The sequence below is a fragment of the Roseofilum sp. SBFL genome (assembly GCF_017746885.1).
Lineage (GTDB): Bacteria > Cyanobacteriota > Cyanobacteriia > Cyanobacteriales > Desertifilaceae > Roseofilum.
In genome coordinates this window covers 48,275-73,376 of the sequence record NZ_JAGHZH010000196.1, presented here as the reverse complement: position 1 = coordinate 73,376, position 25,102 = coordinate 48,275, and the positions used below count along the sequence as shown (strand labels likewise).

Below are 25,102 nucleotides of genomic sequence, written 5' to 3'. Positions count from 1 at the left end.
AGAAAGAATAAGAAAGTAGTAGAGGATATTTTAAATGATGTGTTGCAAATTCTTTGGAAGCAAACAGAAACTCAAACTCCTGAGATTGAGAAGGCAAGACTAGATATTGTATATTGTCTAGTAGATCTCGACCCAAGTAATGTAAATATAAAAGAAACTGTCTTAGACCTGATTGAAAAATCCTACAATGGTAAAAAAGGTCAAGAAGCGGCAGAAATGCTAGATGAATTTAGTTTTAGCAATCAAAAAAATGAAATCATCAATAGTTTGCATCACATAGCACAAAAAGCTGACAGTATCTATGCCCGTATAGGTGCGGCCTACGGTTTATCTATAATCGATCCAATGAATTTGGCATCAAAATCAAAAGAGATATTAAATGACATCATTCATGATATAGAGCAGGAAATAATTAGCCTAAAAAAATCACCAAACCATACGAGAAGCAATGTAGGGCTATCTATAGAATTTAAAAAACAGGACGTTACTTTTGCTGCTTATATCTTGGGAAAAGTCGATCCAGGAAATCTAAAGGCTATTTCTGTATTAGAAAATAGAGCTAGATTGAAAGATCAAGTTTTAGCTAGAGCCTATTTAGGTTGTATTGACCCAGGAAATGATTTATCTCTTCACCTAAAAACAGAAAACAGCTCTCAAGATGATGAACAGATGCTTCATTCTGATTTACAGGAACAAAATGCTCTGCTATCTGAAACTATTCCAGGTTTAATTGATCTTCTTCAAACTGCTGAGAGTAGGATGATACAACATGATGCTAGTAGGCGTTTACGAAACTGTATCACTACTAATATCTTACGAGAAGAGGTAGTATCTGCTCTTAAAGCGTTTCCTGATATTCCAATTAACGAAGATCAATATGCAGTCTTCAATGACGATTCCTATTACGATCTTCGCTCTGTTCAACGTTATGAACTTTTCTGGCACTGTGCCGAAAACCTCCCCTATCCCGACTTTTACCGTGCATGGCACAATCCCCCCACCACACCCCATCCCGAAATCACCGACCAAACCCCCCATAACAGCGAAACAACCTTCGCCCCTATCAACCTCGCCCAAACCCTACAAAACCAACCCATCCTCATCCTCAACGCCCAACCCCTCGCCAAAGAAACCCGCGAAAGTGAAATCGCCCTCACTCTCAGCGAACTCATCTGGGACACCACCTGTCCCGACCAAGACCCCCCAAAACCCTCCACTCCCGCCGAACTGCGCCGCCACCTGAAACAACTGCAACGCCGCCACCTCCTCCCTCACCGCGCCCTCCTCCTCACCGACTGCCAACATCCCACCCCGGCACTCATCACCTTCTGCGAAAAACTCACGGGAGTCATTGCCGTTGCCTTCCTCACCGACGAACCCCTAGAAGCGCCGTTAAAAGGCTTTCCCCCCAATCAACCGAATCTGTTATCTGCGATCGAAATCTGGCTAGAGGAGATTTGAGGATTTAAGAAACCGGGTTTCTGACCCTCATTTATTCAGCAAATCTATCAATAAACTGCTCTGGAGTCAGAATTTCTATGGATTGGAAAGGATTTAACACCAATAAATCTAAATCGCCTGTAAGAATGAGATTGGCATTGCCACTAACAGCCAGTTCTAAAAACTTATTATCCTTTTCATCTCGACAAACAGAGATTTTTTCTGTAATATTCACTAACTGGGATGAACCGATAAATTTAAGCAAAAATACTTGTCTTTCTTCTTGAGAAAGATACTTGTCAAACTTGGAACGATTCAGAACTCGCTCTAATTCTTTTAATGTGGCTTCAGAATATAAAATGATTCCTTGCTTTTCTGCCAATGCGATCGCTCGAAACGGAACTGAGGATTTAAAGAGCAAAGCACTGATTAAAACATTTGTATCGATGACAAATCTATTCCTCATTAGCATCCGCTAAAATATCTTGTAAAATTTCTGGTGTTAAGCCTCTTTGTTGTGCTTTATCTGAAATTTCTGCCATCACCTCAGTCAAACTCTTGCTGTATAGCCTCTCTCGTAAAAACAATTGAACAATATCGCTTAACTGTTTTTGAATTTCAGGGTTAGCCTGTTCAAATGCTGATTTTATATCCTCATCAACTTGAAGAATAATACTAGCCATAGTTTTCTTTTTAATGGGGAATTTATCCTTTAACAAAATTATAGCACCACATCACCCCCTCAAACAGCCTACTCAACCCCCCACCTCAGAAATCATCGCCTTCTGCGAAAAACTTACGGGGGCGATCGCCGCCTTCCTCACGGACGACCCCCTAGACGCGCCATTAAAAGGCTTTCCGCCGAATCAACTCAATCTGTTATCTGCTATTGAAACCTGGTTAGAGGAGATTTAAGAAACCGGGTTTCTGCGACAATTTCAGCTACAAACCAGAGATTTTGATAGAAACCCGGTTTCTGAAACAGCTAAAATATAGGCAAATCCTAGTTCCCGATTCTAATATGACTCAAACTCTTGATACGACTGGACTCACACCGGAGCAAATTCAGCAAATTGCTGTGATGATAGAGACATTTAAAACCCTCAATCAACAGCAGCAACCATCAACCAAAGAAACGCGATCGCAGTTTGATCCAACTCCGTTACTTTTTGATAGCGAAATCCTCCAGCCCTTTAATCGGACGATGCTTTATGGCAACAGAGTCTAAACGCATTTATCTGGATACCAACATTCTCGCCTATGTTGCTAATACGAAAGCCCCTCAACATAAAGCCGCTTTAGAAATATTTAGACCGACCGAAAGGGAAATTTTGGGTTAGAATTGTCATTGCGACGGCAGGGAAGCAATCGCCAAGATTGGGAGATTTTGCGATTGCTTCATTCCGCTGGTGCGACCTTCGCAATGACATACTGTAACTGATTATTCGGATGTGATATTAGGTATTCTGAAGTTTATCAATCAATTCGGTCTTGATTTGTTCTGCCTTATCATTATCAATTTGACAAGTCCCAGCATTCGCATGGCCTCCCCCTCCATGTTGTAGCATCAACTCGCCAATATTGACTGTAGAGGTTTTATTCAGAATGGATTTACCCACCGCAAATACTGTATTTTGCTGTTTCAATCCCCACATAATATGCATGGAAATATTACAGTCAGGATGCTGGGCATAAATCATAAATCGATTTCCGGCATAAATGGTTTCTTCTTTACGCAAATCGATCGCTACTAATTTACCATAAGCTTGGGAACAACGTTTTAATTGTTGCTTAAATTGTTCCTGCTGATGTTGGTACAGGTTGACGCGCTCTTGCACATCGGGCAGGGCTAAAATTTCCTCAATAGTATGGGATTTACAATAATCAATTAACTCCATCATCAATTGATAATTGGAGATTCTAAACTCCTTAAATCTGCCTAAACCGGTGCGGGCATCCATGATAAAATTGAGCAGAACCCAATCGGTAGGATCGAGAATTTCTGAGGCAGAAAACTGGGCAGAGTCGGCTTTATCCACTGCCGTCATCATCTCTTCAGAAATATCAGTAAACTTGTCTTTTCCGCCATAATAGTTATAGACCACTCGTGAGGCCGAAGGGGCATCGGGATCGATAATATAATTCTCCGGTTTAGAGGTATTGCGTATGGTTTCACTCAAATGGTGATCGAAAACCAAGTGCGCTCCTGGAACATAGGGTAAATTGGTGGTAATATCGCGATCGCTAATCTCGACTTTGCCATCCTGCATATCTTTAGGATGGACAAACTTAATCTCATCAATCAAATTTAGCTCTTTGAGGAGAACCCCACAGACCAACCCATCAAAATCACTGCGAGTAACTAACCGGTATTGTGCATCAACCATGATCAACCTCTTCATTCAACAACAAGCTTTCATCCACCAGGGACTCTGGGATAATCATCAAGTATAGTCGAGTATAGTATAGTCAATAGCTGTGCTATCAACCCAATCAGAAACCCATGAGACTCTGGATTAGCTGTTTTGTTCTTCTATTAGTGTTAGCTGAAATCTTTCAACAGCTCAAAGCACTATCGGTTCCCCTTCCTGTCTTTATTGTTGCGGGGGGGCTATTGGCTATTGCCTCTAATTTTGAGCAAGTACGTCAATGGACTCAAAAGCAGATTCCTCAACCAGAAACCGTCTCATCGGAACCCACGGAAGCCATTGATGCAATCGATGTTACGAGCTACGAAGTAGTTGACTCACCGCCGGATGGGGGGATAAGGGGTTAGGGGGATACGACAGAGGGGAGGCAAGGGGCTGGAGGCCCCTTGTCAAGGGCATCTTCATTGAGACATGGCCTCAGAATCTAATCCACTCTCTCAAGTTGCCATAGGATTTGATTTCCCTCACGTCGAACCCTGGAAACCACCCAGTTTCGCCAAACCCAGTGATCGCCGCGACTGGTAACCGCACTAGCGTTGACATCCATTAAGTCTGCCAACTCCGAGCTAGTAATTAAATAAGCGTGACTGGCAATTTCGTCAGCAATGCGTAAGGTTTCGATTAGGTTTCGCAGTTGTCCAACCCGTACATCACGGGGTAAATTCTCCGTGTTTTCGGAGGACGTAGGATTGGAAGGGGCATTTACATCTGTCATGCTACCGTTTAAAGCAACATCCGTGGATTGTAGCGCGTTCTGCCCATTTAGGGGGGAAAGACTCGATCGCTTTTGGGTTTCTAAAGCTTGTTTTAAGGCGGGAGAGCGACCTGTGGCAAAGGCTTTAGCGATCTCATCACAACGTTCATTATCGCGATCGCCAGTATGAGCTGGCACATATTCCCACAACACCATCTTAGAATTTAACTGATCTAAACTTTCCCACAAATCCTGATTTTGTACGGGTTTCCCTTGGGACGTTTTCCAGCCTTTATTTTTCCAGCCTCGAATCCATTGGGTAATTCCCTTACGCACATAGTCACTATCCGTAAATACTGTCACAGCTTCGGTTTGTCCCGAAGCCACCACTAACCTTAATCCGGCGATCGCTCCCTGCAACTCCATCCGGTTATTCGTCGTATCCGCCTCCGATCCCCCCATTTCATAAATGGAGCCATCCGTAAAATTGACCAGCACAGCCCATCCTCCTGGCCCGGGATTTCCTAAACATGCTCCATCGGTGTAAACACTCTTAACTTTACGTTCAGATTCCATTAATTGTTCAAACATCTCGATTTAAACCTAGACTTTCTACTATACTCTGGTTTTCCTGGCCCTAAGCCATCTCCATGGTAGAATTTTCCCAGACTTTTTAGCGTCAAAACCCATGCCGTCCGATTCTCCTCGATCCAAAAGCAGCCGCAAATCTTCCCTGAGTCCAGAAAAATATGCTCGCCTCAAAGCTGAAGCCAAAGCACCTTATCGGGGATTACGTCAATTTATTTACGCCACCTTTGCCACATCCGGTTTAATCGGAGCCTTCATTTTCCTCGCTAAACTCGCTTCAGGAGAAGATATCAGCACCACTTTAGGCAACCTAGCTCTACAAATTGGTGTAGTTGCCCTCATGGTGTGGCTCTTTCGTCTAGAAAATCGAAAAATATAGCGCTTCGCGCGGTAATAGGTAATGGGGAATGGGTAATGGGTAATAGGAAAATTGCAGAAATCAGGAACTTTCAACTATACTAAATCCCCAGATAACCCGTTACCGTAAGAGGAGCGATTATGGCCATTGCCCTGCAACAAGCCATTGAAGTCGGCAAATATTTAGTCACCCAAAGACTATTAGGACGGAAAAAATTCCCCCTAATCTTAATGCTTGAACCCCTATTTCGGTGCAATTTAGCCTGTTCTGGATGTGGAAAAATACAGCATCCTAAAGAAATTCTTAAACAACATCTGACCCCAGAAGAATGCTTTGCTGCCGTCGAAGAATGTGGTGCGCCCGTAGTTTCTATTCCTGGAGGTGAACCCCTCTTACACCCACAAATTGTGGAAATTGTCAAGGGATTAATTGAGCGCAGAAAGTTTATTTATTTATGCACCAATGGATTATTACTGGAGAAATATTTAAACCGGTTTCAGCCCTCCCCCTATTTAACGTTGAGCGTTCACCTTGATGGCTTACAGGAACAACACGATCGCTGTGTAGACCGTGAAGGCGTGTTTGATATAGCTTTACAAGCCATTCGCGCGGCTAAAGCCAAAGGATTTCGCGTCACGACAAACACCACAGTCTTTGAGGGTGCTGACCCCCAAGAGATGCAAAAATTCTTTGACTTTCTTGCCACCTTAAACATTGATGGGATGATGATTTCTCCCGGTTATAGTTATGCCTGGGCCCCCGATCGAGACCATTTCCTCAAACGGGAACAAACGAGAGCGCTATTTCGGGAAATTCTCGCTCCGTTCAATGCCGGTCAAAAAGCCTGGAATTTTAACCATAATCCCCTATTTTTAGATTTTCTCCTGGGTGAAAAAGACTATGACTGTACCCCTTGGGGAAGTCCCAGCTATAGCGTTTTAGGTTGGCAAAAGCCCTGTTATTTGCTTAATGAAGGCTATTATCAAAGCTTCCAAGAATTACTGGATAATACAGATTGGGACCAATATGGTCACCGCAGTGGCAATCCGAAATGTGCTGATTGCATGGTACATTGTGGCTATGAGCCTACTGCTGCCGTTGATGCTTTAGATCCAAAGAATATGGGCCGCTCTTTTGGTTCTCTCTTTGGTATGGCCCGGTAAGTTCTACGTCCTGGTCATAGGTAATGAGTCATTGGTAGAACCTCAACTGTCTTTATTTGAGTTTGAAACTGTTACGGTGAACCATCGGGGAGAAATTATTGAGCGGGAAACTCGGCACGCAAAGTATTACCGAGAAGATTTGGGAGAAGGCATCTTTTTGGATATGGTGGCGATCGCGGGTGGAACCTTTCTCATGGGATACCAGGAAAAACTCCAGCACTCCGTCAGCCTCCCCCCATTCTACATCAGTAAATTTCAAGTCACCCAGGCCCAATGGTTTCGGGTAGCCTCCTTTCCCCCAATACATCGCTCCCTCAACCCGAATCCTTCCAGTTTCAAAGGAGAAAACCGACCTGTAGAAAATATTTCCTGGTTAGAGTGTCAGGAATTTTGCGCCCGACTGTGCCAATACACTGGAAAATCCTATCGCTTACCGTCCGAAGCTGAATGGGAATATGCTTGTCGTGCAGGAACAGTGACCCCATTTCATTGCGGTGAAACCCTGACTGCCGAGCTGGCTAATTATGATGCCAGCTATAGTTACGGGGAAGCTCCCAAGGGTCAATGTCTTTATAAAACCTTACCCGTCGGCAGTTTTCCTGCCAATGGATGGGGGTTGTACGATATGCATGGAAACCTATGGGAGTGGTGTAGCGAGATCTGGCATGATAATGATCTTGATAACAATCTCGATTGTCCCACCAAGGGTAGCGATCGCGTCATACGTGGGGGGTCTTGGATGATTTATCCTTGGGCTTGTCGAAGTGCCCATCGTCGCTCTTCTCCACTGTATTATGCCAGTTATGGCATTAAACAAGAATTTAAAAAGAATAGATGGCCGCGTCTATGGTCATGGCTTGGGTTCAAAAATAGCATCCAAGTTCAACCTGAGTCGAGTAGTAATACGATGGAAGCGAAACCAGAAGTTAGGCTCAATACTATTGGTGTGCGGGTCGTGGGTCTCTGATCGCTGACAAACAACAGCGCTATATTGAATAGGATTACCCTTCCTGTTATTTTTATCATCCGCCCATGAGTGTCTTAACCTGGACAGAACTAGAATCGCTCACTCATTTTACGATCGATCGAGTCAATGGCCCGACCAATGCCCAATCCAATTTACGCCTATTTGGTCACTCGGAATCGGATGTGCGGGTTACACTCTATCGAGATCATCATGCTTGGTGTCCCTATTGCCAAAAGGTATGGTTATGGCTAGAGGAAAAACAGATTCCTTATCGTATCCGCAAGGTGACCATGTTCTGCTACGGCAAAAAAGAACAGTGGTATAAAGAAAAAGTGCGATCGGGAATGCTTCCGGCGATCGAGTTGGACGGCCAATTGATTACCGAAAGTGATGATATTTTAGTCGCCTTAGAACAGGCATTTGGCCCCCTAAACGGTGCAGGGATAGAGGATTCCCAGGTGATTCCCCTGCGTAGACTAGAGCGGTTACTGTTTCGGGCCTGGTGTAGTTGGCTGTGCTATCCGAGGCGATCGCCCCGTGACGACCAACGGCACAAAGAAAAATTTATTAGCGTAGTTGCCGACGTAGAACAGGCTCTGAGCCGTATGCCTGGCCCCTATTTCCTCGAGGATTTTGGCACAGTAGATATCATTTTCACACCCTATGTTGAGCGGATGAACGCGAGTTTGTACTACTACAAAGGGTATTGTCTGCGCAAGGAAAATCCCCATTTTTCCAACTGGTTTGATGCCATGGAAACTCGCCCTACCTACCGAGGAACCCAAAGCGATTTTCACACCCATGCCCATGACTTACCCCCACAAATGGGCGGTTGTTACCCAAATGAGGAACTGGAAACTCAGGAGAATCAGAAACGGGTGGATAGTGGCCCTTGGTTGGGATTGCCAGATGTAACCTATCCAGAGCCGGAAACCTCCCGTGAAGAAGCTCTTCACCGAGTGCTGAAGCATCGTCAGAATATTATTCAAGTGAATCCCGCCGACGATCGCCTGTTTGATGAAGCGCTGCGTTGTGCTTTAACCTACTTGATTAAGGGAGAGAAGTGTCCCCCACCATCCGGATCGGATATCGGGTTACGTTATTTGCGCGATCGCATTAGTGTTCCGAGGGATATGTCGATTTATGCCGCTAAACGGTTACGGGAAGCCTTAGAAAGTACCGCAGCGCTAGTGGGTGATGGCGAAGGGACTCCCCTTTCGGTGCGCGATCGTCGAGATCAAGACCCGACTCAATTCAACCCCACAAGCTAACCGTCAATAGAAGACTCTCGTGCCATAAATTCTACCCTAGGAATTAAGGGATCTTGAACTAATCCAATGCCCCGATAGCCCCATCGATTGAGTAGAGCGTTTAGCTGGGAACTAACTAACGATTCAACGGCAAATTGATGGGCAACATCGGGGGCATGGGTATTGAGATAACTGTAGGCTTCAAAATCTTGTTGGAAGAGTAACAGATAGTTTTGATCTCCTAAACGAGCCGTGATATATTGACCGTCATTTTGAGAGCGAATCAGATAATAGGTTTGAAAGGCCATAGGCATTCATAGGATGGATAATTTATTTGAGATCTTCTAAACGAATGCGAGGATCGGCAAACTTTAACATCAGATCGGCAATTAAATTGCCAATAATGAGCATCACTGCCCCCATCATCAGACTGGCCATAATTAAGTACAAATCCTGGGATTGGACAGCACTGAGAATTAAGCGCCCTAAACCCGGCCAGTTAAAGAAAAATTCGGTGATAAAAGAACCACTTAATAAGGTGGCAAATTCAAAACCTAAAAGAGTGATCAGAGGATTAATGGCGTTGCGGAGCGCATGAACATAAATAACGCGATTTTCCGGTAAGCCTTTGGCGCGGGCAGTGCGGATATAATCTTGGCGCAAAACGTCTAAAAATTGTCCTCTGGTGAGGCGCTGGAGTCCAGCAAATCCGGTAATACTGAGGGCTAATACGGGTAAGATCATATGCCAACCAATATCAAGAATTTTGCCCACTAAAGTTAAGTCAGAAAAATAGATGCTCGTCATGTCTCCAACGGGTAAAAGAGGGGAAACACTTTGGGCAAAAAAGAGCAAAGCAAGGGCGGTAATAAAGCTGGGAAATCCTTGGCCAATGTAGCTGAGAACTCGCAGACTTTGATCGAGTTTGGTATTTTGTTTGAGGGCAGCGACAATACCTAATGGAAGGGCGATCGCCCAGTTAATCACCAGAGATATAATGGCTAACAATAGGGTATTAGCCATGCGCTCCCAGAGCAAGGAGGCAACAGAGCGCTGATAGACAAAACTCTGACCAAAATCTCCGTATCTAAGAATACTCCAAATCCAGCGAAAATACTGCTGATAGGCGGGTTTATCTAAGCCAAATTGTTGGGAGAGTTGTTCCAGGGTTTCGGGGGAAATTTGGGGATTTTGGCGCAGGGTATCGATATAGTTGCCAGGGGCAAGTTGAATAATGGTAAAGCTTAAGGCAGAGGCTAATAAAAGGGTGATTAAGCCTTGTAATACCCGTTTGCTGATGTAGAGGAAGACTTCATTACCAAAAAGTCCCCGGAGATTGTAGGAAAGGGTAGAGTTCATGGGATGGGGAGATAGGGGGATCGGGAGATGGGGAGATAGGGGGATGGGGGGATAGGGAGATCGGGAGATGGGGGGATGGGGAGATCTCCTATTCCCTATTCCCTATTACCCAATTAGTATTGGATTAAGCTAGAAATTGGGACATTGGGGAGGTGTTTGCGTCCTTCGAGAGCTTCTAATTCAATCACAAAGACAAATCCGGCTAAGACTGCTCCGGCTTGCTCTACCAGTTTTGCAGTGGCTTGCGCGGTTCCCCCAGTAGCAATTAAATCATCAACGATGACGACGCGATCGCGACAGCGATGCGGAGTATTATCGCCCCCTTGCAGGGCATCTTGATGCATCTCCAACTGATCTTGACCATATTCGAGATCGTAACTGACTTGATAAACCGGAGCGGGTAGCTTTTTCGGCTTGCGGACTGGAATAAAACCACAATTCAATTGATACGCCACTGCTGTGCCAAAGATAAATCCCCGTGACTCCATTCCCAGGATGTAGTCCGGCGAGAGTTCACCACAGCGTTGAGCCAATAAATCAATCGTTGAGCGAAACCCTTCGGGGTGCTTCAACAGCGTGGTAATATCGCGAAACAAAATCCCCGGTTTAGGAAAATCGGGAATATCCCGAATCAGAGTCCGAATCTCTTGAATATCCATGATCTAAATACTATTTCTGTGATTATCAGGTTATCAGAACCGATGCTTCCCAATCCTACCTGATTCCTAGAACAAGGGAGAAGACAGCGATCGCCTCTAAAGGTTAATCTAGAACAAAGGGTGAGCGATCCGGTAATATACACTTAGCATCCCAGATTGACTCATATGAGTATTAGCGATCGTGTTCCCCTTTGATGGTCTGATTAACCCCTGTCCTCTTTTACCCAGTTCATTCGTCATCAGAGATCCTGATCGTGCGTCCTTGAAGTTGAACAGTTCACCACAAGGGCAGTATCTAACACGATTTGAATGTTTCTTGAGAACATTATGCAAACCAACAGTCCACCTCTCAATACCACTCCCTTAATTCTGGAGAACTTGGTCGATCCCCCTCTCAATTCCCCAGAATGTCCCCGTCGTACTCGCTGGCATCTCGATCTGATTCTACTAGCTCTCGAAGCTCTAGATTTAGGGGGATCAGAAGCTATGCTCGCTGCCTCCAAAACCCTCCAACTTCAAGAGATCATTCAAAATCGTGTTAGCCTATGGCGCTTACGCAGCACTAATCCCTTTCGCCGTGCCCATATGCGTCGTTCTCTGAGTATAGAAGAAGCTAAGGCATTGGTGGCGATCGCCGCTACCCTCGCCCGCAAACGCACGGTCCTCATCCGTCAACTGCTCGTTGCCTACGAGCAACTGCAAGAAAGACACCTTTCCGTAGAACACCATTTTCGGCTCTCCGAATACCTCGATCGCTTCCGGGCCCATTTCCGCTCGCGCATGAACCTCCAACGCTCTGCCCTCACCCCATACCAAAACGATCGAGCCTTAAATGAACTCGGTATATCCCTACTAAGCCAACTCCTATTTTGTACCGGAACCAAAGGAATGCAACGATTGTGGATTAGCCTATTTGATGGAGAAGTGGTATGAGTATCGAACGTCAATACAATTTACCCAACTGCAATTTAACCCTTTGGGGATGGAGTGAGGCTAATGAGGGCAGTTCCTTAGATTTTCAGCCCCTTTCTATGTTAAGTAATGTGGAATGCCAAATTGCTGGAGTAAAATTAACTGGGGGAAAAGAATTTTTTGAAAGCCTTGTGTGGGCAGTTAGCCACTATGCCCAAGAAGTCCTCAGTGGGGTGTCCTATCCCCAAGAGCATCTTCCCGGGCCAAAATGGATACACTTAGAAAAACTCAACGGCCATTACCATCGCCTGTGCATTAATACGAATACTCCCGATCCGGCTGCGACCTCTCCCAACCCTCCAGAAGTTAAATTAAGTGATGTCCAACTCTTTGACCTAGTAGAAGCCGTCGATCAATTTTTTGCCGATACCCAAACCTTGCCGAGCCTTTCCTGGTCTCTAGCTCCTACTCCTAAGCGCTATGTACAAGCCACTATTCCAGGACCTCAACGAGCTGCTCCCGCTGCCCTAGGAGTCGTCGGTTTGGCGGTTGTAGCTGGCTTATTTCTGATGATGCCCGTACCCAACATTGAACGGCCGGAGACCCTGGAGGAAGTCGAACCCCATGGTGCCTCCGAGTCTGAAGACTCCGGTGAACCTCCCTCTCCTTCCCCAAATACCGATCGAAGCGATCGAGAACCTAATGGAGAGGCAGCCCTGACGGTTTCCGACTCGACTACCGCTAATCCTTTAACTACTGGGCGGACTTCTTCACGGCCGACGATTGAAGATATCGATACTTTAGTCGAACGCCAACCCTCAATTACCGATGCAACAGAAATCGGGACTTTAAATCGAAGATTGCATGAAGATATTGACCGGGCTTGGCAAAGTCGCGAAGATCTAGAAAGAGATTTAACCTATCGAGTGGCCGTAGGGCAAGATGGGGCAATTTTGGGATATCGAGGGACAGATGAGGGTATGATTCCCCAAGATGACCAACTGACTCCCTTGTTAGAGTTAGCTTATATTCCGACCGATGAAGGAGGAGCAGAAGCGGAGTCGATTGCTGAGTTTAAGGTTGTCTTTCGCCAAAAAGGGGTAGTTGAGGTCAGTCCTTGGAATGGCTTTCCGCCCGGATCTCAAAGTTTAGGCCCGGAAATTACCGATCCGTTTTTACTAGAAAATTTGAATCAGGAACTCTATAACCAAATCGATCGGGTGCGGATTCGGGAAGCCGATTTCCCCATAGAACTCAATTATCGAGTAGCTGTGCAACCAGACGGTGAGATTGCTGATTATGAAGCCCTGAATCAAGCGGCATTTGATTATTTAGATCGGACTCCTCTACCGAGTTTATTAGAGGTCACCCAAAACAGCCGTTCTGAAGAGCCAGAAAGTTCTGACGAATCTTTAGCCCAGTTTAAGGTGGTGTTTACTCCGGAGGGCATTTTACAGGTGAGTCCTTGGCGGGGATATTATGGGGTCAACTGAGTCCATGATGTTGGTATGGCTAACAACTTCCACTTAATCGATCTAGTTGGGCAACGAGAAGCAGTTAGAGAGTATCTCCAGGGGTTTACAGAAGAGGAGATGCTTACATGGCTAAAGGCTTATGGGCGCTTGGAAGAGTATTACAATAGTGTCGCCAGTCACCAAGTCTACATTTTTACTTCTACTGTTGGCAGAGAAGCGAGTTTTTTCTTCCGTCAAGGTCAAATGATCTTCATGGGTGACCATTTTACTTTTGTCTGAAGAGAAGAATTTTTGTTTCAAGTGACAGAAGAGGGCTAATTATTCATTTCCATGTCCCTGTATCCCCAGTTTCCCCCCCATCTTCACGAATTCTCAAAAAAGTTTTTACTGAGGGTTGACATATCGAAAAACCTTAGTTAAGATAATTAAGGTGAGTAAATCAAGCCCCCATCGTCTAGAGGCCTAGGACACCTCCCTTTCACGGAGGCGACAGGGATTCGAATTCCCTTGGGGGTATATTAATTAAACACTTATAGGAGTTGAGGAGCTAGTTTCTCAACTCCTATAAGTGTTTAAAAACAAGTTATAGACTAAAACTGATTGATGTATTCTTTTAATGAGTTTCTAAAAACAGGATGCGATCTCAATCAACACCCTGTTGGGAGTGGTTACCAGCCTTTTTCAGCTTGCTCTAAAACATAAGCTGACACATCTTCAATTTGCTGGTCATTCAATTTACCCAAGAAACGAGGCATAGCAGCTTTCCCCTTGCTTACCTGAGTAACAATTGCCTCTAGAGTATTCATTCCATATTTCTCTAAATCGGCTTTACTCAAAGTTTTAGTAGGGTTAACCAAGTTTTTTCCACCCGCATGACAAGCAGCACAATTGGCAGAAAATACGCCTGCGCCAGCCCCTGCATCACCAGCGAGGGCAGGTGTGGACAGAGAAAAGGAAAGGATTGCGATCGCCGCAATAATCCAAGATAGCAGTTTTTTCACAGTGTTCTCCAGTAATAAACCCAACAGCATCGGGAATAAACCGTATCATTATAAGACAAAAGGGGAGTTTGGTAAAACCCCCTCTTGCTTCAGGTGATTACGTTTGCTTAAGAAGCCACTTGAGCCGATCGCCGGGGACGGGTACGCCGATTTTTCAGGGGTACACCATCAGTTTGAGGAGTAGTTTTAGAACCATTCTCTTGGGGTTTGAGATCTCCAGGAGGATCTTCGGGGGTTTGCATCAGTAAGACAAGTAACGGATTACTCCGTAATTCTCTTCTCAGAAGTCGGTTCAAATCGTGTTCGATCTCTTGTTGCAAGCGATGGAAACTGACATCCAACTGTCCTTTGCCAAAAGAGCGCACAAACTCTGACCAGCGATTATCTAAGGTGGTTTGTATGGATTGGGCGATCGCATCCTCTAAATACCGTTGTTTCAAAGACGTGACCACACCCCGCAAATGCACCATGGGACAGTTGGCTAATTTTCCTTCCCAATTCACACCAGCAGCTACTGTAATCACCCCATCTTCGGCCAACTGTTGCCGTTCTTTGAGAACTTGTTCATGGAGAATACCCGCATTATCGACCAAAGCCACCCCAGAGGATACTTTACCGGCAATTTCAATGGAATTCTCGGTCAGCTCAATCATATCGCCATTATCGACAATCACCATATTTTCTTCGGGAATGCCCATACTTTTGGCCGTTTGCCCGTGTTTAATCAACATCCGGTGTTCCCCATGAACCGGGATAAAGAACTTCGGACGAGTTAAAGCTAACATCAGCTTATGGTCTTCTTGACAGCCATGACCGGAAACATGAATACCTTGATTTTTGCCATAGACCACATTCGCCCCTTGTTTCATCAATTGGTCAATGGTGTTCACGACGGCAATGGTATTACCCGGAATGGGGTTAGCAGAGAAGACCACCGTATCACCCCGGCGAATTTTAACTTGTCGATGTTCTTGTTTAGCAATCCGAGTTAATGCCGATAAGGGTTCCCCCTGAGATCCAGTAGTCAGGATCAGTACTTTTTCATCTGGCAAGTTGCGAATGGCATGTAGGGGTTGCAGCAGCTCATCGGGACATTTTACATATCCCAAGTTGCGAGCATGGGCAATGACATTCAGCATGGAGCGCCCTAAAACTGAAACCACTCGATTATGTTTTTGCGCCAGTTGCAAGATAATATTCACCCGATGCACGGAGGAGGCAAAGGTCGTGACTAAAATCCGTCCTGCAGCTTGGGAAAACACCCGGTCGAGGTTGGGAATGGTTGAACTTTCTGATGCCGTAAATCCGGGCACTTCAGCGTTCGTGGAATCACTCATGAGGCACAATACGCCTTTTTCCCCATGTTCGGCCAGTTTCTGTAGGTCAAACAGTTCTCCATCCACAGGAGTATGATCGATTTTGAAGTCTCCAGAGTGGATAATGACACCGAGGGGAGTATGGATGGCAACTGTAAAGCTGTCGGCCATGGAGTGAGTATTACGGATAAATTCTACGACAAAGTTTTTCCCTACCCGTACCATGTCTCTGGGACCAACGGTTCTCAACTCAGTGCGATCGCTCACTCCTGCTTCTTCGAGTTTACCTTCCAATAGGGCCATCGCTAACCGGGGGCCGTAAATCACAGGAATGTCAAACTGTTTCAGATGATAGGCAATACCACCAATATGGTCTTCATGGCCGTGGGTGACAATCATGCCTTTGATGCGATCGCGATTTTCCCGCAAATACGATATATCCGGCAAGACAATGTTGACTCCATGCATCCCATCTGTGGGAAAGGCTAATCCAGCATCGAGTAATATAATTTCGTCTTCATATTCAAAGACGCAGGTGTTTTTGCCAATTTCATGCAAACCTCCCAGGGGAATAATTTTGATTGCAGACTTTTGATTCTTTCTAACCATAATTTTTCGAGTTTAGTGTGACATTAGTGTGACAGATGTATGGGCTAAGTTCAGTTGCACTTAGCCTTAACTGTGATTCAAGTGACAGCAATTTATGCTGTCGCGGACATGAAATGCGCTGCGCTAAGGTACGGGATCAAAGGTTCACACTTTGAGTACCAGAAGCTCTTGCCTTTTTCCTAGCGCTTTGCGCTCTAAGAGACATTTCAATCACTTTTTTCCTAACCAATGGGGCGCTTATCATGGGGATTTCCTCCCGTTTTTAGGTCGATTTTTCAACTCTACTCCTGACCAAACGGCTCAGTTTAAACCCAACTGATTCAAGACATTTTTCAATTCTGCTTGAACGGAGTCTGGGGCTTCTACCAAGGGTAAACGTAACTGGTTAACCGGCCATCCTTGAAGAGCCAGTGCTGCTTTAATTGGAATTGGGTTAGTCGTCAGAAACAAAGCCTTAAAGAGGGGAAAAAGTTTCAAATGAATTGCCGTTGCTTGTTGGGTCTTTCCCATTTCAAAGCACTGAATCATCTCTTGTAATTCCTTACCCACTAGGTGAGAGGCTACACTGACCACACCTTGCCCACCAACCGAGAGCATGGGTAACGTTAGGAAATCATCTCCAGAATAGATATCAAATTCAGGGGAAACCAGTTGGCGAATAAGACTGACTTGATCGAGTTTCCCACTGGCTTCTTTAATGCCAACAATATTGGGAATTTCTGCTAAACGGCCTACGATTTCTGGGGGCATATTTTGCCCGGTCCGTCCAGGAATATTGTACAGCAAAAGAGAAATATCGGGGCAAGCTTTGGCAATCGCCTTGAAATGCTGATACAGTCCTTCTGCGGGAGGTTTATTGTAATAGGGTACCACTTGCAATGAGCCATCTAATCCCCACTCCATCGCTTTTTGAGTCGCTGAAATTGCCTCTGAGGTTGAATTCGAGCCTGTCCCGGCAATTACTTTAGCTCTACCGGCTACTGCTTGTTTCACCACCTGGAATAACTGATGTTGTTCCTCCCAGGTTAAGGTAGGCGACTCCCCGGTTGTACCACAGATTACGAGGCTATCACTGCCGTTTTTGATTAAATGAATGGCTAATTCTTCAGCCACCTCATAATTAACGCTACCATCAGCCGAAAATGGCGCGATCATCGCTGTGATCACTCGTCCAAAATTACTCACCCTTTTTATGCTCCTTTTTCTTTGATGCGCTTGATGATTTTTCGGTTCACTTTATTGACTTAATGCCACTTCACGGGGTTTAACCCAATCTTTTTCCACCAACAGTTCAGCAATTTGAACCGCGTTTAAAGCCGCTCCCTTACGAATTTGATCCCCACATAACCACAGTTCTAGACCACAAGGATGGGATAAATCCTGACGAATTCTACCCACTAAAACCTCATCTTTACCCGTGGCTTCCATCGGCATGGGAAAATAATTGGCGATCCAATCTTCAACCCGTTTCACCCCTGGAGCCGTTTGCAATACTTCTCTGGCTTTTTCCACAGGGAAGGGTTGTTTAAATTCTAAGTTAATGGCCTCTGAGTGCGCTCTGAGTACGGGGACGCGCACGCAGGTAGCGGACACTCGCAAATCTCGAGCTGAAAAGATTTTCCGGGTTTCATTAACCATCTTCATCTCTTCCTGACAATAGCCTTCATCATTCAAGGGCGAATTGTGGGGAAACAGATTAAAAGCTAGGGGGTAGGGAAACAGTTCGGGTTTTGGATCTTGGCCATTAAGAATCTGCTGGGCTTGAATTTTCACTTCTTCCATAGCCCGCGCACCTGCACCACTAGCGGATTGATAGGTCGCTGCGATGATTCTCTCTACAGGTTGCACTTGATGCAACGGCCACACGGCTACCGTCATTAAAATCGTAGTGCAATTGGGATTAGCAATAATTCCCTGATGGGTTGCTGCCGCTTCGGGATTGACCTCGGGAACCACTAAGGGGACTTCAGGAACCATGCGAAAGGCACTGGAGTTATCAATGACCACTGCACCTGCTGCCACCGCTTTCGGGGCCCAAGTTTTGGAGGTTGAACCTCCGGCTGAGGCAAGTACCACATCTACTTGGTCGAAACATCCCTCTGCTACAGGTTCAACGGGCAGAGTTTCCCCTCTAAAGGATAGAGTCCGTCCCGCTGACCGAGGAGAAGCCAAGAGTTTTAGGCTCTCTAGAGGAAAATTACGGGCTGCTAATAGGTCGATTAACTCAGTTCCAACTGCACCAGTGGCTCCCAGAATGGCAACTCTATAGGATTTTGGCAAAAGGTGATCCTCCTTGATTTTAAAACTTTAGCGTTCAGGTTTAGACTATCTGGATTTTCTTAAAATTTCTGAATCGGGCACGAGATGAATAATATATAGAGCAAACTTTTAAGTTTTTTTTGGCGTTAGAACTTAGCTTACCGTATACTTGGCTCTGCTGAGAAGGATCTAATTTCCTCCATTCCTCTTTCACCAGAGCGCCGAGCGCACCATCTTCCAGATTCTAGCAGGTTAAGGCTGCTCTGGGCCAATTTCTGTTGACAACTTACAGCACTTTGCTTGCGTTATGAAACACAAGCTTGAATCCTCAAAGCTATGTACCACAACTCTATTCCCTATTCCCTATTCCACAGCGCAAAGCGCTGTAGGACTTCCTTTGACAAGTTTTTGTTTTGATTCGGGTTGAATTGTCAACCCCCTATTATATAATACTATTGCGTGGTGTGTCAGGAGCTTGACCCTCCCCTTCACTGCCCGTGGCTCAATTCCCATTCAGTATACAGATCTAGTGATGAAAGTTACCCAGGAAAAATTGCCCGCCAGTCAAGTTGGTTTAGAAATTGAAGTGCCTGCCGAAGCATCAAAGGCTGCTTATGAGCAGGTGATTAAGGAATTTAGCCGTACCGCTAAGCTTCCTGGGTTTCGGAAAGGAAAAATTCCCCGCCATGTGCTGATCCAGCAATTGGGCAGTCAAAACCTGAAGGCGGCAGCCGTAGAAAAGTTAATCAAACAGTCCGTAGATGAGGCGATCGCCCAAGAACAATTAGACACCCTCGGCTCTCCCCAACTCAAGTCGGAATTTGATAGCCTCGTGAACCAATTCAAGCCCGGGGAAGCGATCGCGTTTAAGGCGGCAGTAGATGTGCCCCCAGAGCCAAAATTAGCGGAATACAAGGGCTTAAGTGTCAAGGCGGAAGAGATTAAACCCGATCCAGAAGCGGTTAATGAAGTCCTCAAGTCCGAACAAGAGAAACGGGTGACCTTAATTCCCATTGAAGATCGACCCTGTCAACTTGGGGATGTGGCTGTGGTGGATTTTGTCGGTCGTCGAGTGGCGAAAGACGGGGAAGAAGTGCCAGAACCCGCAGAGATCCCCGGCGCGAGTGCCACTGACTTTCAGGTGGAAATGGAGTCAGATCGCTTTATTCCTGGCTTTATCGATGGAATTGTCGGAATGGAGCAGGGACAAACTAAAACCATTGCTGTGAAATTTCCAGACGAGTATCCCCAAGAAGATATTGCCGGTCAGCCGGCCGAGTTTGAAATTACTCTGAAAGAGATTAAGGAAAAGGAACTACCAGAACTCGATGATGAGTTTGCTGAAGAGGTCAGTGAATTTGAAACTCTAGAGGCTCTAACAACTTCGTTGACCGAGCGGTTTGCTAAGGAAGCAGAAGATAAGACAAAAAGCAATAAACAACAGGCCCTAGTGAAAGCCCTGTTAGAGAAAGTGGAGGTGGAACTGCCAGAGAGCTTAATTGAAGATACAGTGACCCAGCAGTTGACCCAAATGGCTATGCAATTGTCCAATCAAGGCATGGATATGAATAAGGTCTTCACCCCCGAACAGATTCCTAGATTTCGCCAAAATGCGCGCCCAGAAGCGATTAAAGCGATCAGAGAATCTCTGGCGATCGCCGAAATTGCCAAGCAACAATCCTTGCAGGCCGATGAATCCGAAATTCAAGCCAAAATGGATGATGTGCTAAAAACAGTCGAAGATCCTAAAGAGATTAATCGCGATCGCTTGCAAGAAATCGTCACCGAAGACTTAAATCGGGAAAAAGTCCTCGAATGGCTAGAAGCCAATGGCACAGTAGAATTAGTTGCCGAAGGGAGCCTAAACTCAGAAGAGACGAGTCCAGAGATAGAAAACCCAGAAACCCAACCCGAAGCTGAATCCTCAGAAATTAACGCTCCTAGCTAGGGTATAACCAACCGAATCTCCCCTAAAAGTGAAACAAGAGCTAACTTTTCTTGGGTTGACCTGCCAGAATGGGGGAGATTAAGGCATAATAAACCCAAGAGGTCAATTAGCCTAAAAATGACCCTAAAATAAACTAACCTCTAACTTGGAACTCAAATCTCTGAGAAACCCCATGATATTCCGATCTCAATCCCAGTATTCTTCTCCTGAAAGTCATCGCTCGCAAGACATCATTTCCTACCATCCCCAAGGGGTGATTCCAATGGTGGTTGAGCAGTCAGGTCGGGGAGAAAGAGCCTTTGATATCTATTCTCGACTCTTGCGAGAGCGGATTATCTTTCTGGGAACAGCGATCGATGATATGGTGGCTGACTCAGTCGTGGCCCAACTTCTGTTCCTAGAAGCAGAAGACCCAGAAAAAGACATTCAACTCTACATTAACTCCCCCGGTGGATCGGTGACCGCAGGAATGGCAATGTATGATACTATTCAGCAAATCCGCCCCGATGTGGTCACGATCTGTTACGGATTAGCAGCAAGTATGGGAGCGTTTCTGTTAGCAGCAGGAACAGCCGCAAAACGAATGTCTTTACCCAACTCCCGGATCATGATCCACCAACCCCTGGGAGGGGCCCAAGGACAAGCGGTTGATATTGAAATTCAGGCTAAAGAAATTCTTTATCATAAGGAAACGTTAAATGGGCTATTGGCCCATCACACGGGTCAATCCTTGGAAAAAATTTCAGAAGATACAGAACGAGACTTTTTTATGTCTGCTGAGGAAGCGAAAACCTATGGTCTAATCGATCGGGTGATTACCCAACCCCAGTCCCATCCATCCGACTCCCACCCCACTGTTTAATCAGAGGCCGCTTTATGTCTAAATATGACTCCCATCTCAAATGTTCATTTTGTGGAAAATCCCAGGAACAAGTACGGAAGTTGATCGCGGGCCCAGGGGTCTATATTTGCGATGAATGCGTGGAACTCTGTAATGAAATTCTGGATGAAGAGCTGTTTGACTCAAGTTCCACTGCTGCTCCTCCCAATCCTAGACGGGGGGAACCGGCTCAGAAAAAACGGCGATCGCGCACCGCAAATTTAACTCTAGGTCAAATCCCTAAACCTAAAGAAATTAAACATTATCTTGATGATAATGTCATTGGCCAGGAAGAAGCCAAAAAAGTTCTATCTGTGGCCGTATATAACCATTACAAGCGATTGAGTTTTATCCAATCCAAGCTCAACAATACTGGAGCAAATGGGGGAAAACCCAGTTCAGAAGATAATATAGAACTGCAAAAATCGAATATTTTGCTCGTAGGCCCCACGGGATGTGGGAAAACCCTACTTGCCCAAACCCTGGCGGATATGCTAGATGTGCCCTTTGCTGTAGCTGATGCTACAACACTAACGGAAGCAGGCTATGTGGGTGAAGATGTAGAAAATATTCTACTGCGCTTGTTGCAAGTCGCAGATTTTGATGTTGAAGAAGCCCAGCGAGGCATCATCTATATCGATGAAATCGATAAGATTGCCCGCAAGAGCGAAAACCCATCCATCACCCGTGATGTCTCCGGGGAAGGGGTACAACAAGCTCTGTTGAAAATGCTAGAGGGTACGATCGCCAATGTTCCTCCCCAAGGAGGTCGTAAACACCCGTACCAAGATTGTATCCAAATAGACACAAGTAACATCCTGTTTATCTGTGGTGGAGCCTTTGTTGGCCTAGATAAAGTAGTCAGCCAGCGCACTGGGAAAAAATCCATGGGCTTTATTCAGCCAGGAGATAGCCAACCCAAAGAAAAACGGGCGGCGGATGTCCTGAAGGCATTAGAGCCAGAAGACTTAGTGAAATTTGGCATGATTCCCGAATTTATTGGCCGCATTCCCGTAGTTGCTGTGGTCGATCCATTGGATGAAGAAGCATTGAAATGCATCCTAACGCAACCTCGAAATGCTTTGGTTAAACAGTATCAAAAACTGCTGAAGATGGATAACGTGGCTCTGGAGTTTCGCCCAGATGCGACAGCAGCGATCGCCCGGGAAGCTTATCGCCGTAAAACTGGAGCTAGAGCCTTACGGGGAATCGTCGAGGAACTGATGTTAGAGGTGATGTATGAACTGCCCTCGCGCAAAGATGTGACTCGCTGTGTAATTACCAAAGATATGGTTGAGAAGCGATCGACCGCAGAACTCTTGCTTCACCCCTCCTCCTTACCCAAACCTGAATCTGCCTAGATCATGCCAGAGATAACAGTCCGTGGGGTTGACCACTATTATCAGTGGATAACCAAAACCCCGAGTGCATCCAGTCCCCAAAAACCTGTACTCGTTTTCCTCCATGGTTGGGCTGGCTCGGCTCGCTATTGGGAAACCACAGCAGAAGCCTTTAAGGAGGATTTTGACTGTTTACTCTACGACTTGCGGGGCTTTGGACGCTCTCTATTGCCCCAAACTCCCGTAGACTTAAGTTACGCTCTGGAAGAATACGCCGAAGATCTCGCCCAACTGCTGAATCAACTGGGACTACAAAAGGTTTGGATTAACGCCCATTCTACCGGGGCATCGATCGCCGTTCTCTTTGCCCAAAAGTATCCAGAGCGCATTGAAAAGCTGATTCTGACCTGTAGCGGCATTTTTGAATACGATCGCCCATCCTTTGAAGCCTTCCATAAATTTGGCGGCTACGTGGTCAAATTCCGTCCCCCCTGGTTAGCAAAAATTCCCTTTGCCGATCGCTTTTTTATGGCGCGGTTTCTCTGTCGCCCCATTCCTGACGAACAGCGCCAAGGGTTTCTGACCGATTTCTTGATTGCTGACACTGAAGCTGCTTTAGGAACGATTTACACCTCAGTGAGCGAACACATGGCTAAAACCATGCCCATCGCCTTTTCCCAGCTCTCCATACCTGTTTTGCTCATTTCTGGGGAAAAAGACCAGATTATTCCCGCTCCCATGGGTAAAAAAGCAGCCGATTTAAACCCCAAGATTCGCTATCAAGTCATTCAAAAAACAGCCCACTTTCCCATGCTCGAAGATCCCCCGGTTTATCTATCCTGCGTGCGAGACTTTATGGGGAACGGGGAATAGGGAATCGGAAATAGGGAATCGGGAAGGGGAAACCTAAGGTTCTTCACTATTACCCATTACTCAAAAGTTCGATATCCTGTAATTAGTTTCCCCCGTTATTCCCACGCCAATCTATGAACGAAGAGCATACACCCACCTCCCCCTTCGACTCTTCTGAGTGCGAGCCAACCCCTGAATCAGTAGTGGATAAGCCAATCGAAGCAGAAGCGATCGCGGTTGAGGACGTGAATCCAAATCCTCCTCCGGCTGAATTTACCGATGTTTCTGTAGAGCTGAAACTAGATGCGATCGCTCATGATAGTCTCAACTGGCACGACATTGAAGAATCAGTCAGTGAAGGGATTGCTCCAGAAGTCTTAGAAGCCGTGCAACAGGAAATGGAGCAAGTATTACATAAGAATGTGGCTCTGCTCGATCGCATCAGTCAACTCGAAAGTGCCCTAGCTCACTCTCAACAAGCCTTACAAACCTATCAAGAGCGCCAACCTGCCACTGAAGCCCTCTTATCCCAACGTCTAGAAGAAATTAATACGCTTCAAGAAGAAAATAAACGTCTCTTGCGAGAATTAGAAAAATCCTATCAAAGTACCCAACGACAACAAATTTTAGTCCAAACTTTAACCGAACAACTCGAAAGTAGCCAAATTCAAACAGCGAGACTCGAACGAGATTGTGCGATCGCCCAACAACGCTCTCACGAACAAGCCACCCAACTCAATCAACGGGATAAGTTTTGCATCGACTTACAAACCCGTCTCCACCGCCAACAACGATATACCTTACAGTTCAAAAATGCCCTGGATCGGTGTTTAGAATTATCTCCCTCAAACCGAAAACAGATCCTCCATGAATCCTCTCAAGCTCTCAAGGGCTTAAAATTGGCCAAAATTGAACAGGGATTAGCCCCCAAAGTCGTTGCGATTCAACCTTGGTCAATCAATCAATGGCAAGACTCTTTATCGGAAACCGATCTGCCTAATCCTGTACCAGAGGAAATAAGGACTAGAAATGTAGAAACCCCCAATCGAGAAATCTCCTCTCCAGAGTCTCCAGAGTTATTAGCTCAACCGCCTTCACCAGAGGTGAATCCCCCTCATTTACAACTGTTTAAACCGGAAGAATCCTTATCTTCAAGCCCAGAACTTTCTCCGTCTCCTAGTGGGGCGATCGAAGATTTCCAGGATTCTCCCTTCCAGACGATAGCTCAGTCACGAGAGTTAGAACCTTTAGAAGAGTCAGACGAGTTAGAACCAGAACCTCCCTCTTTTAGTGCTGAGTTTGACGATTCAGAGGAGAGTTTGATCGAGCAAGAAAATGTACAAGAGGAAGAAAGTGTTCAAGTCATCTCCGATCGCCCAGAAGTACTAGAGGATATCTCTTCTGAAGAAGCTCCGCAATCTGAGGAATCAGAAGTTCCTGTGAATCTTCCCCAAGGTAATTGGCCTTCTCCTCTAGTGTATCCCCTGCGACCCCCGAAAAAACGCAAGTCTTTAGCCGCGATCGATCTACCGTCTTTTCCCCGTCCATAGTGGGGGCATGGGTTCAGTTTAGACGCTCAATTCTTTCCTCTCAAGACTGATGG

At 45.7% G+C, this 25,102-nt stretch carries 28 protein-coding genes and 1 tRNA gene; 18 read left to right on the top strand and 11 right to left on the bottom strand.

Annotated elements, in window-relative coordinates; translation table 11 throughout:
* Nucleotides 1-39 precede the first annotated feature (39 nt).
* Nucleotides 40-1,461, top strand: coding sequence for a hypothetical protein (locus J7545_RS23000; RefSeq protein ID WP_318720174.1), 1,422 nt, complete (start codon nucleotides 40-42; stop codon nucleotides 1,459-1,461).
* A 31-nt stretch (nucleotides 1,462-1,492) separates the two neighbouring features.
* Here J7545_RS23000 and J7545_RS22995 read toward each other — a convergent pair whose 3' ends face one another.
* Together J7545_RS22995 and J7545_RS22990 are read right to left on the bottom strand one after the other, a co-directional pair.
* Complete coding sequence (locus J7545_RS22995; protein ID WP_318701076.1) at nucleotides 1,493-1,906, bottom strand: putative toxin-antitoxin system toxin component, PIN family; 414 nt, start codon at nucleotides 1,904-1,906, stop codon at nucleotides 1,493-1,495.
* Nucleotides 1,896-2,123: a hypothetical protein gene (locus J7545_RS22990; protein ID WP_318701074.1), complete on the bottom strand. Its 228-nt coding sequence runs from the start codon at nucleotides 2,121-2,123 to the stop codon at nucleotides 1,896-1,898. The genes J7545_RS22995 and J7545_RS22990 overlap by 11 nt, the downstream gene beginning before the upstream one ends.
* 13 nt (nucleotides 2,124-2,136) lie before the next feature.
* Here J7545_RS22990 and J7545_RS22985 point away from each other — a divergent pair, with 13 nt between their 5' ends.
* The 3 genes from J7545_RS22985 to J7545_RS22975 all read left to right on the top strand — a co-directional run bounded on the left by J7545_RS22985 (nucleotide 2,137) and on the right by J7545_RS22975 (nucleotide 2,780).
* Complete coding sequence (locus J7545_RS22985) at nucleotides 2,137-2,355, top strand: hypothetical protein (RefSeq protein ID WP_318701073.1); 219 nt, start codon at nucleotides 2,137-2,139, stop codon at nucleotides 2,353-2,355.
* Nucleotides 2,356-2,461: 106 nt separating this feature from the next.
* A complete protein-coding gene (locus J7545_RS22980) occupies nucleotides 2,462-2,668 on the top strand; it encodes a hypothetical protein (RefSeq protein ID WP_318701072.1) in 207 nt (68 codons plus the stop codon).
* Nucleotides 2,652-2,780 (top strand): hypothetical protein, encoded by a 129-nt coding sequence (locus J7545_RS22975; RefSeq protein ID WP_318720172.1) that lies wholly within the window; start codon nucleotides 2,652-2,654, stop codon nucleotides 2,778-2,780. The genes J7545_RS22980 and J7545_RS22975 overlap by 17 nt, the downstream gene beginning before the upstream one ends.
* 117 nt (nucleotides 2,781-2,897) lie before the next feature.
* Here the strand turns inward: J7545_RS22975 and J7545_RS22970 are convergent, their stop codons facing one another.
* Nucleotides 2,898-3,827, bottom strand: a complete 930-nt coding sequence (locus J7545_RS22970; protein WP_318701071.1) for an exopolyphosphatase — start codon at nucleotides 3,825-3,827, stop codon at nucleotides 2,898-2,900.
* Between the two features lie 116 nt (nucleotides 3,828-3,943).
* Between J7545_RS22970 and J7545_RS22965 the strand changes: the two genes are divergently transcribed.
* Complete coding sequence (locus J7545_RS22965) at nucleotides 3,944-4,216, top strand: hypothetical protein (RefSeq protein ID WP_318701070.1); 273 nt, start codon at nucleotides 3,944-3,946, stop codon at nucleotides 4,214-4,216.
* A gap of 77 nt (nucleotides 4,217-4,293) precedes the next feature.
* Here J7545_RS22965 and rnhA read toward each other — a convergent pair whose 3' ends face one another.
* On the bottom strand, nucleotides 4,294-5,154 hold the full coding sequence (gene rnhA / locus J7545_RS22960) for a ribonuclease HI (RefSeq protein WP_271944209.1): 861 nt from the start codon (nucleotides 5,152-5,154) through the stop codon (nucleotides 4,294-4,296).
* Between the two features lie 97 nt (nucleotides 5,155-5,251).
* On the opposite strand from rnhA, the gene J7545_RS22955 reads away from it, so the two are divergent.
* The 4 genes from J7545_RS22955 (at nucleotide 5,252) to J7545_RS22940 (ending at nucleotide 8,910) form a co-directional block, all read left to right on the top strand.
* Nucleotides 5,252-5,530: a DUF3493 domain-containing protein gene (locus J7545_RS22955; protein ID WP_318720171.1), complete on the top strand. Its 279-nt coding sequence runs from the start codon at nucleotides 5,252-5,254 to the stop codon at nucleotides 5,528-5,530.
* A gap of 119 nt (nucleotides 5,531-5,649) precedes the next feature.
* Nucleotides 5,650-6,672, top strand: coding sequence for an adenosyl-hopene transferase HpnH (hpnH, locus tag J7545_RS22950; protein WP_318720170.1), 1,023 nt, complete (start codon nucleotides 5,650-5,652; stop codon nucleotides 6,670-6,672).
* A gap of 31 nt (nucleotides 6,673-6,703) precedes the next feature.
* The gene (locus J7545_RS22945; protein WP_318720169.1) at nucleotides 6,704-7,639 is read left to right on the top strand and encodes a formylglycine-generating enzyme family protein; all 936 of its coding nucleotides are present in this window, start codon (nucleotides 6,704-6,706) and stop codon (nucleotides 7,637-7,639) included.
* A 65-nt stretch (nucleotides 7,640-7,704) separates the two neighbouring features.
* Complete coding sequence (locus J7545_RS22940) at nucleotides 7,705-8,910, top strand: glutathione S-transferase family protein (RefSeq protein WP_318720168.1); 1,206 nt, start codon at nucleotides 7,705-7,707, stop codon at nucleotides 8,908-8,910.
* Here the strand turns inward: J7545_RS22940 and J7545_RS22935 are convergent.
* From J7545_RS22935 to J7545_RS22925, 3 genes are all read right to left on the bottom strand, one after another.
* Nucleotides 8,907-9,197 carry a hypothetical protein gene (locus J7545_RS22935; RefSeq protein WP_318701064.1) on the bottom strand — a complete coding sequence of 97 codons (291 nt, stop codon included), beginning with the start codon at nucleotides 9,195-9,197 and terminating at the stop codon, nucleotides 8,907-8,909. The genes J7545_RS22940 and J7545_RS22935 overlap by 4 nt on opposite strands.
* A gap of 22 nt (nucleotides 9,198-9,219) precedes the next feature.
* Entirely contained in the window at nucleotides 9,220-10,248 is a 1,029-nt protein-coding gene (locus tag J7545_RS22930; RefSeq protein WP_318720167.1) for an ABC transporter permease, read from the bottom strand.
* Between the two features lie 113 nt (nucleotides 10,249-10,361).
* Nucleotides 10,362-10,907 carry an adenine phosphoribosyltransferase gene (locus J7545_RS22925; RefSeq protein WP_318720166.1) on the bottom strand — a complete coding sequence of 182 codons (546 nt, stop codon included), beginning with the start codon at nucleotides 10,905-10,907 and terminating at the stop codon, nucleotides 10,362-10,364.
* A gap of 327 nt (nucleotides 10,908-11,234) precedes the next feature.
* Between J7545_RS22925 and J7545_RS22920 the strand changes: the two genes are divergently transcribed.
* The 4 genes from J7545_RS22920 to J7545_RS22905 all read left to right on the top strand — a co-directional run bounded on the left by J7545_RS22920 (nucleotide 11,235) and on the right by J7545_RS22905 (nucleotide 13,810).
* Nucleotides 11,235-11,840, top strand: coding sequence for a DUF3038 domain-containing protein (locus J7545_RS22920; RefSeq protein WP_318698431.1), 606 nt, complete (start codon nucleotides 11,235-11,237; stop codon nucleotides 11,838-11,840).
* Nucleotides 11,837-13,312: a DUF4335 domain-containing protein gene (locus J7545_RS22915; protein ID WP_318720165.1), complete on the top strand. Its 1,476-nt coding sequence runs from the start codon at nucleotides 11,837-11,839 to the stop codon at nucleotides 13,310-13,312. The genes J7545_RS22920 and J7545_RS22915 overlap by 4 nt, the downstream gene beginning before the upstream one ends.
* Before the next feature lie 15 nt (nucleotides 13,313-13,327).
* The gene (locus tag J7545_RS22910) at nucleotides 13,328-13,573 is read left to right on the top strand and encodes a hypothetical protein (protein ID WP_318720164.1); all 246 of its coding nucleotides are present in this window, start codon (nucleotides 13,328-13,330) and stop codon (nucleotides 13,571-13,573) included.
* Between the two features lie 164 nt (nucleotides 13,574-13,737).
* A tRNA-Glu gene (locus J7545_RS22905) sits at nucleotides 13,738-13,810 on the top strand.
* Between the two features lie 152 nt (nucleotides 13,811-13,962).
* Here J7545_RS22905 and petJ read toward each other — a convergent pair.
* The 4 genes from petJ to J7545_RS22885 all read right to left on the bottom strand — a co-directional run bounded on the left by petJ (nucleotide 13,963) and on the right by J7545_RS22885 (nucleotide 18,500).
* A complete protein-coding gene (gene petJ / locus J7545_RS22900; protein WP_318720163.1) occupies nucleotides 13,963-14,295 on the bottom strand; it encodes a cytochrome c6 PetJ in 333 nt (110 codons plus the stop codon).
* A 107-nt stretch (nucleotides 14,296-14,402) separates the two neighbouring features.
* Nucleotides 14,403-16,220 (bottom strand): ribonuclease J, encoded by a 1,818-nt coding sequence (locus J7545_RS22895; protein ID WP_318698435.1) that lies wholly within the window; start codon nucleotides 16,218-16,220, stop codon nucleotides 14,403-14,405.
* Between the two features lie 300 nt (nucleotides 16,221-16,520).
* The gene (gene dapA / locus J7545_RS22890) at nucleotides 16,521-17,405 is read right to left on the bottom strand and encodes a 4-hydroxy-tetrahydrodipicolinate synthase (RefSeq protein WP_318698436.1); all 885 of its coding nucleotides are present in this window, start codon (nucleotides 17,403-17,405) and stop codon (nucleotides 16,521-16,523) included.
* A 51-nt stretch (nucleotides 17,406-17,456) separates the two neighbouring features.
* The gene (locus tag J7545_RS22885) at nucleotides 17,457-18,500 is read right to left on the bottom strand and encodes an aspartate-semialdehyde dehydrogenase (protein ID WP_318698437.1); all 1,044 of its coding nucleotides are present in this window, start codon (nucleotides 18,498-18,500) and stop codon (nucleotides 17,457-17,459) included.
* Between the two features lie 511 nt (nucleotides 18,501-19,011).
* Here J7545_RS22885 and tig point away from each other — a divergent pair.
* The 5 genes from tig (at nucleotide 19,012) to J7545_RS22860 (ending at nucleotide 25,049) form a co-directional block, all read left to right on the top strand.
* Nucleotides 19,012-20,427, top strand: coding sequence for a trigger factor (gene tig, locus J7545_RS22880; protein ID WP_413039299.1), 1,416 nt, complete (start codon nucleotides 19,012-19,014; stop codon nucleotides 20,425-20,427).
* Nucleotides 20,428-20,602: 175 nt separating this feature from the next.
* Nucleotides 20,603-21,289, top strand: a complete 687-nt coding sequence (gene clpP / locus J7545_RS22875) for an ATP-dependent Clp endopeptidase proteolytic subunit ClpP (RefSeq protein WP_413038576.1) — start codon at nucleotides 20,603-20,605, stop codon at nucleotides 21,287-21,289.
* A 14-nt stretch (nucleotides 21,290-21,303) separates the two neighbouring features.
* On the top strand, nucleotides 21,304-22,668 hold the full coding sequence (clpX, locus tag J7545_RS22870) for an ATP-dependent protease ATP-binding subunit ClpX (RefSeq protein WP_318698439.1): 1,365 nt from the start codon (nucleotides 21,304-21,306) through the stop codon (nucleotides 22,666-22,668).
* Between the two features lie 3 nt (nucleotides 22,669-22,671).
* Nucleotides 22,672-23,520 (top strand): alpha/beta hydrolase, encoded by an 849-nt coding sequence (locus J7545_RS22865; protein WP_318698440.1) that lies wholly within the window; start codon nucleotides 22,672-22,674, stop codon nucleotides 23,518-23,520.
* Between the two features lie 113 nt (nucleotides 23,521-23,633).
* Nucleotides 23,634-25,049 (top strand): hypothetical protein, encoded by a 1,416-nt coding sequence (locus J7545_RS22860; RefSeq protein WP_318720161.1) that lies wholly within the window; start codon nucleotides 23,634-23,636, stop codon nucleotides 25,047-25,049.
* The last annotated feature ends 53 nt before the right edge of the window (nucleotides 25,050-25,102 follow it).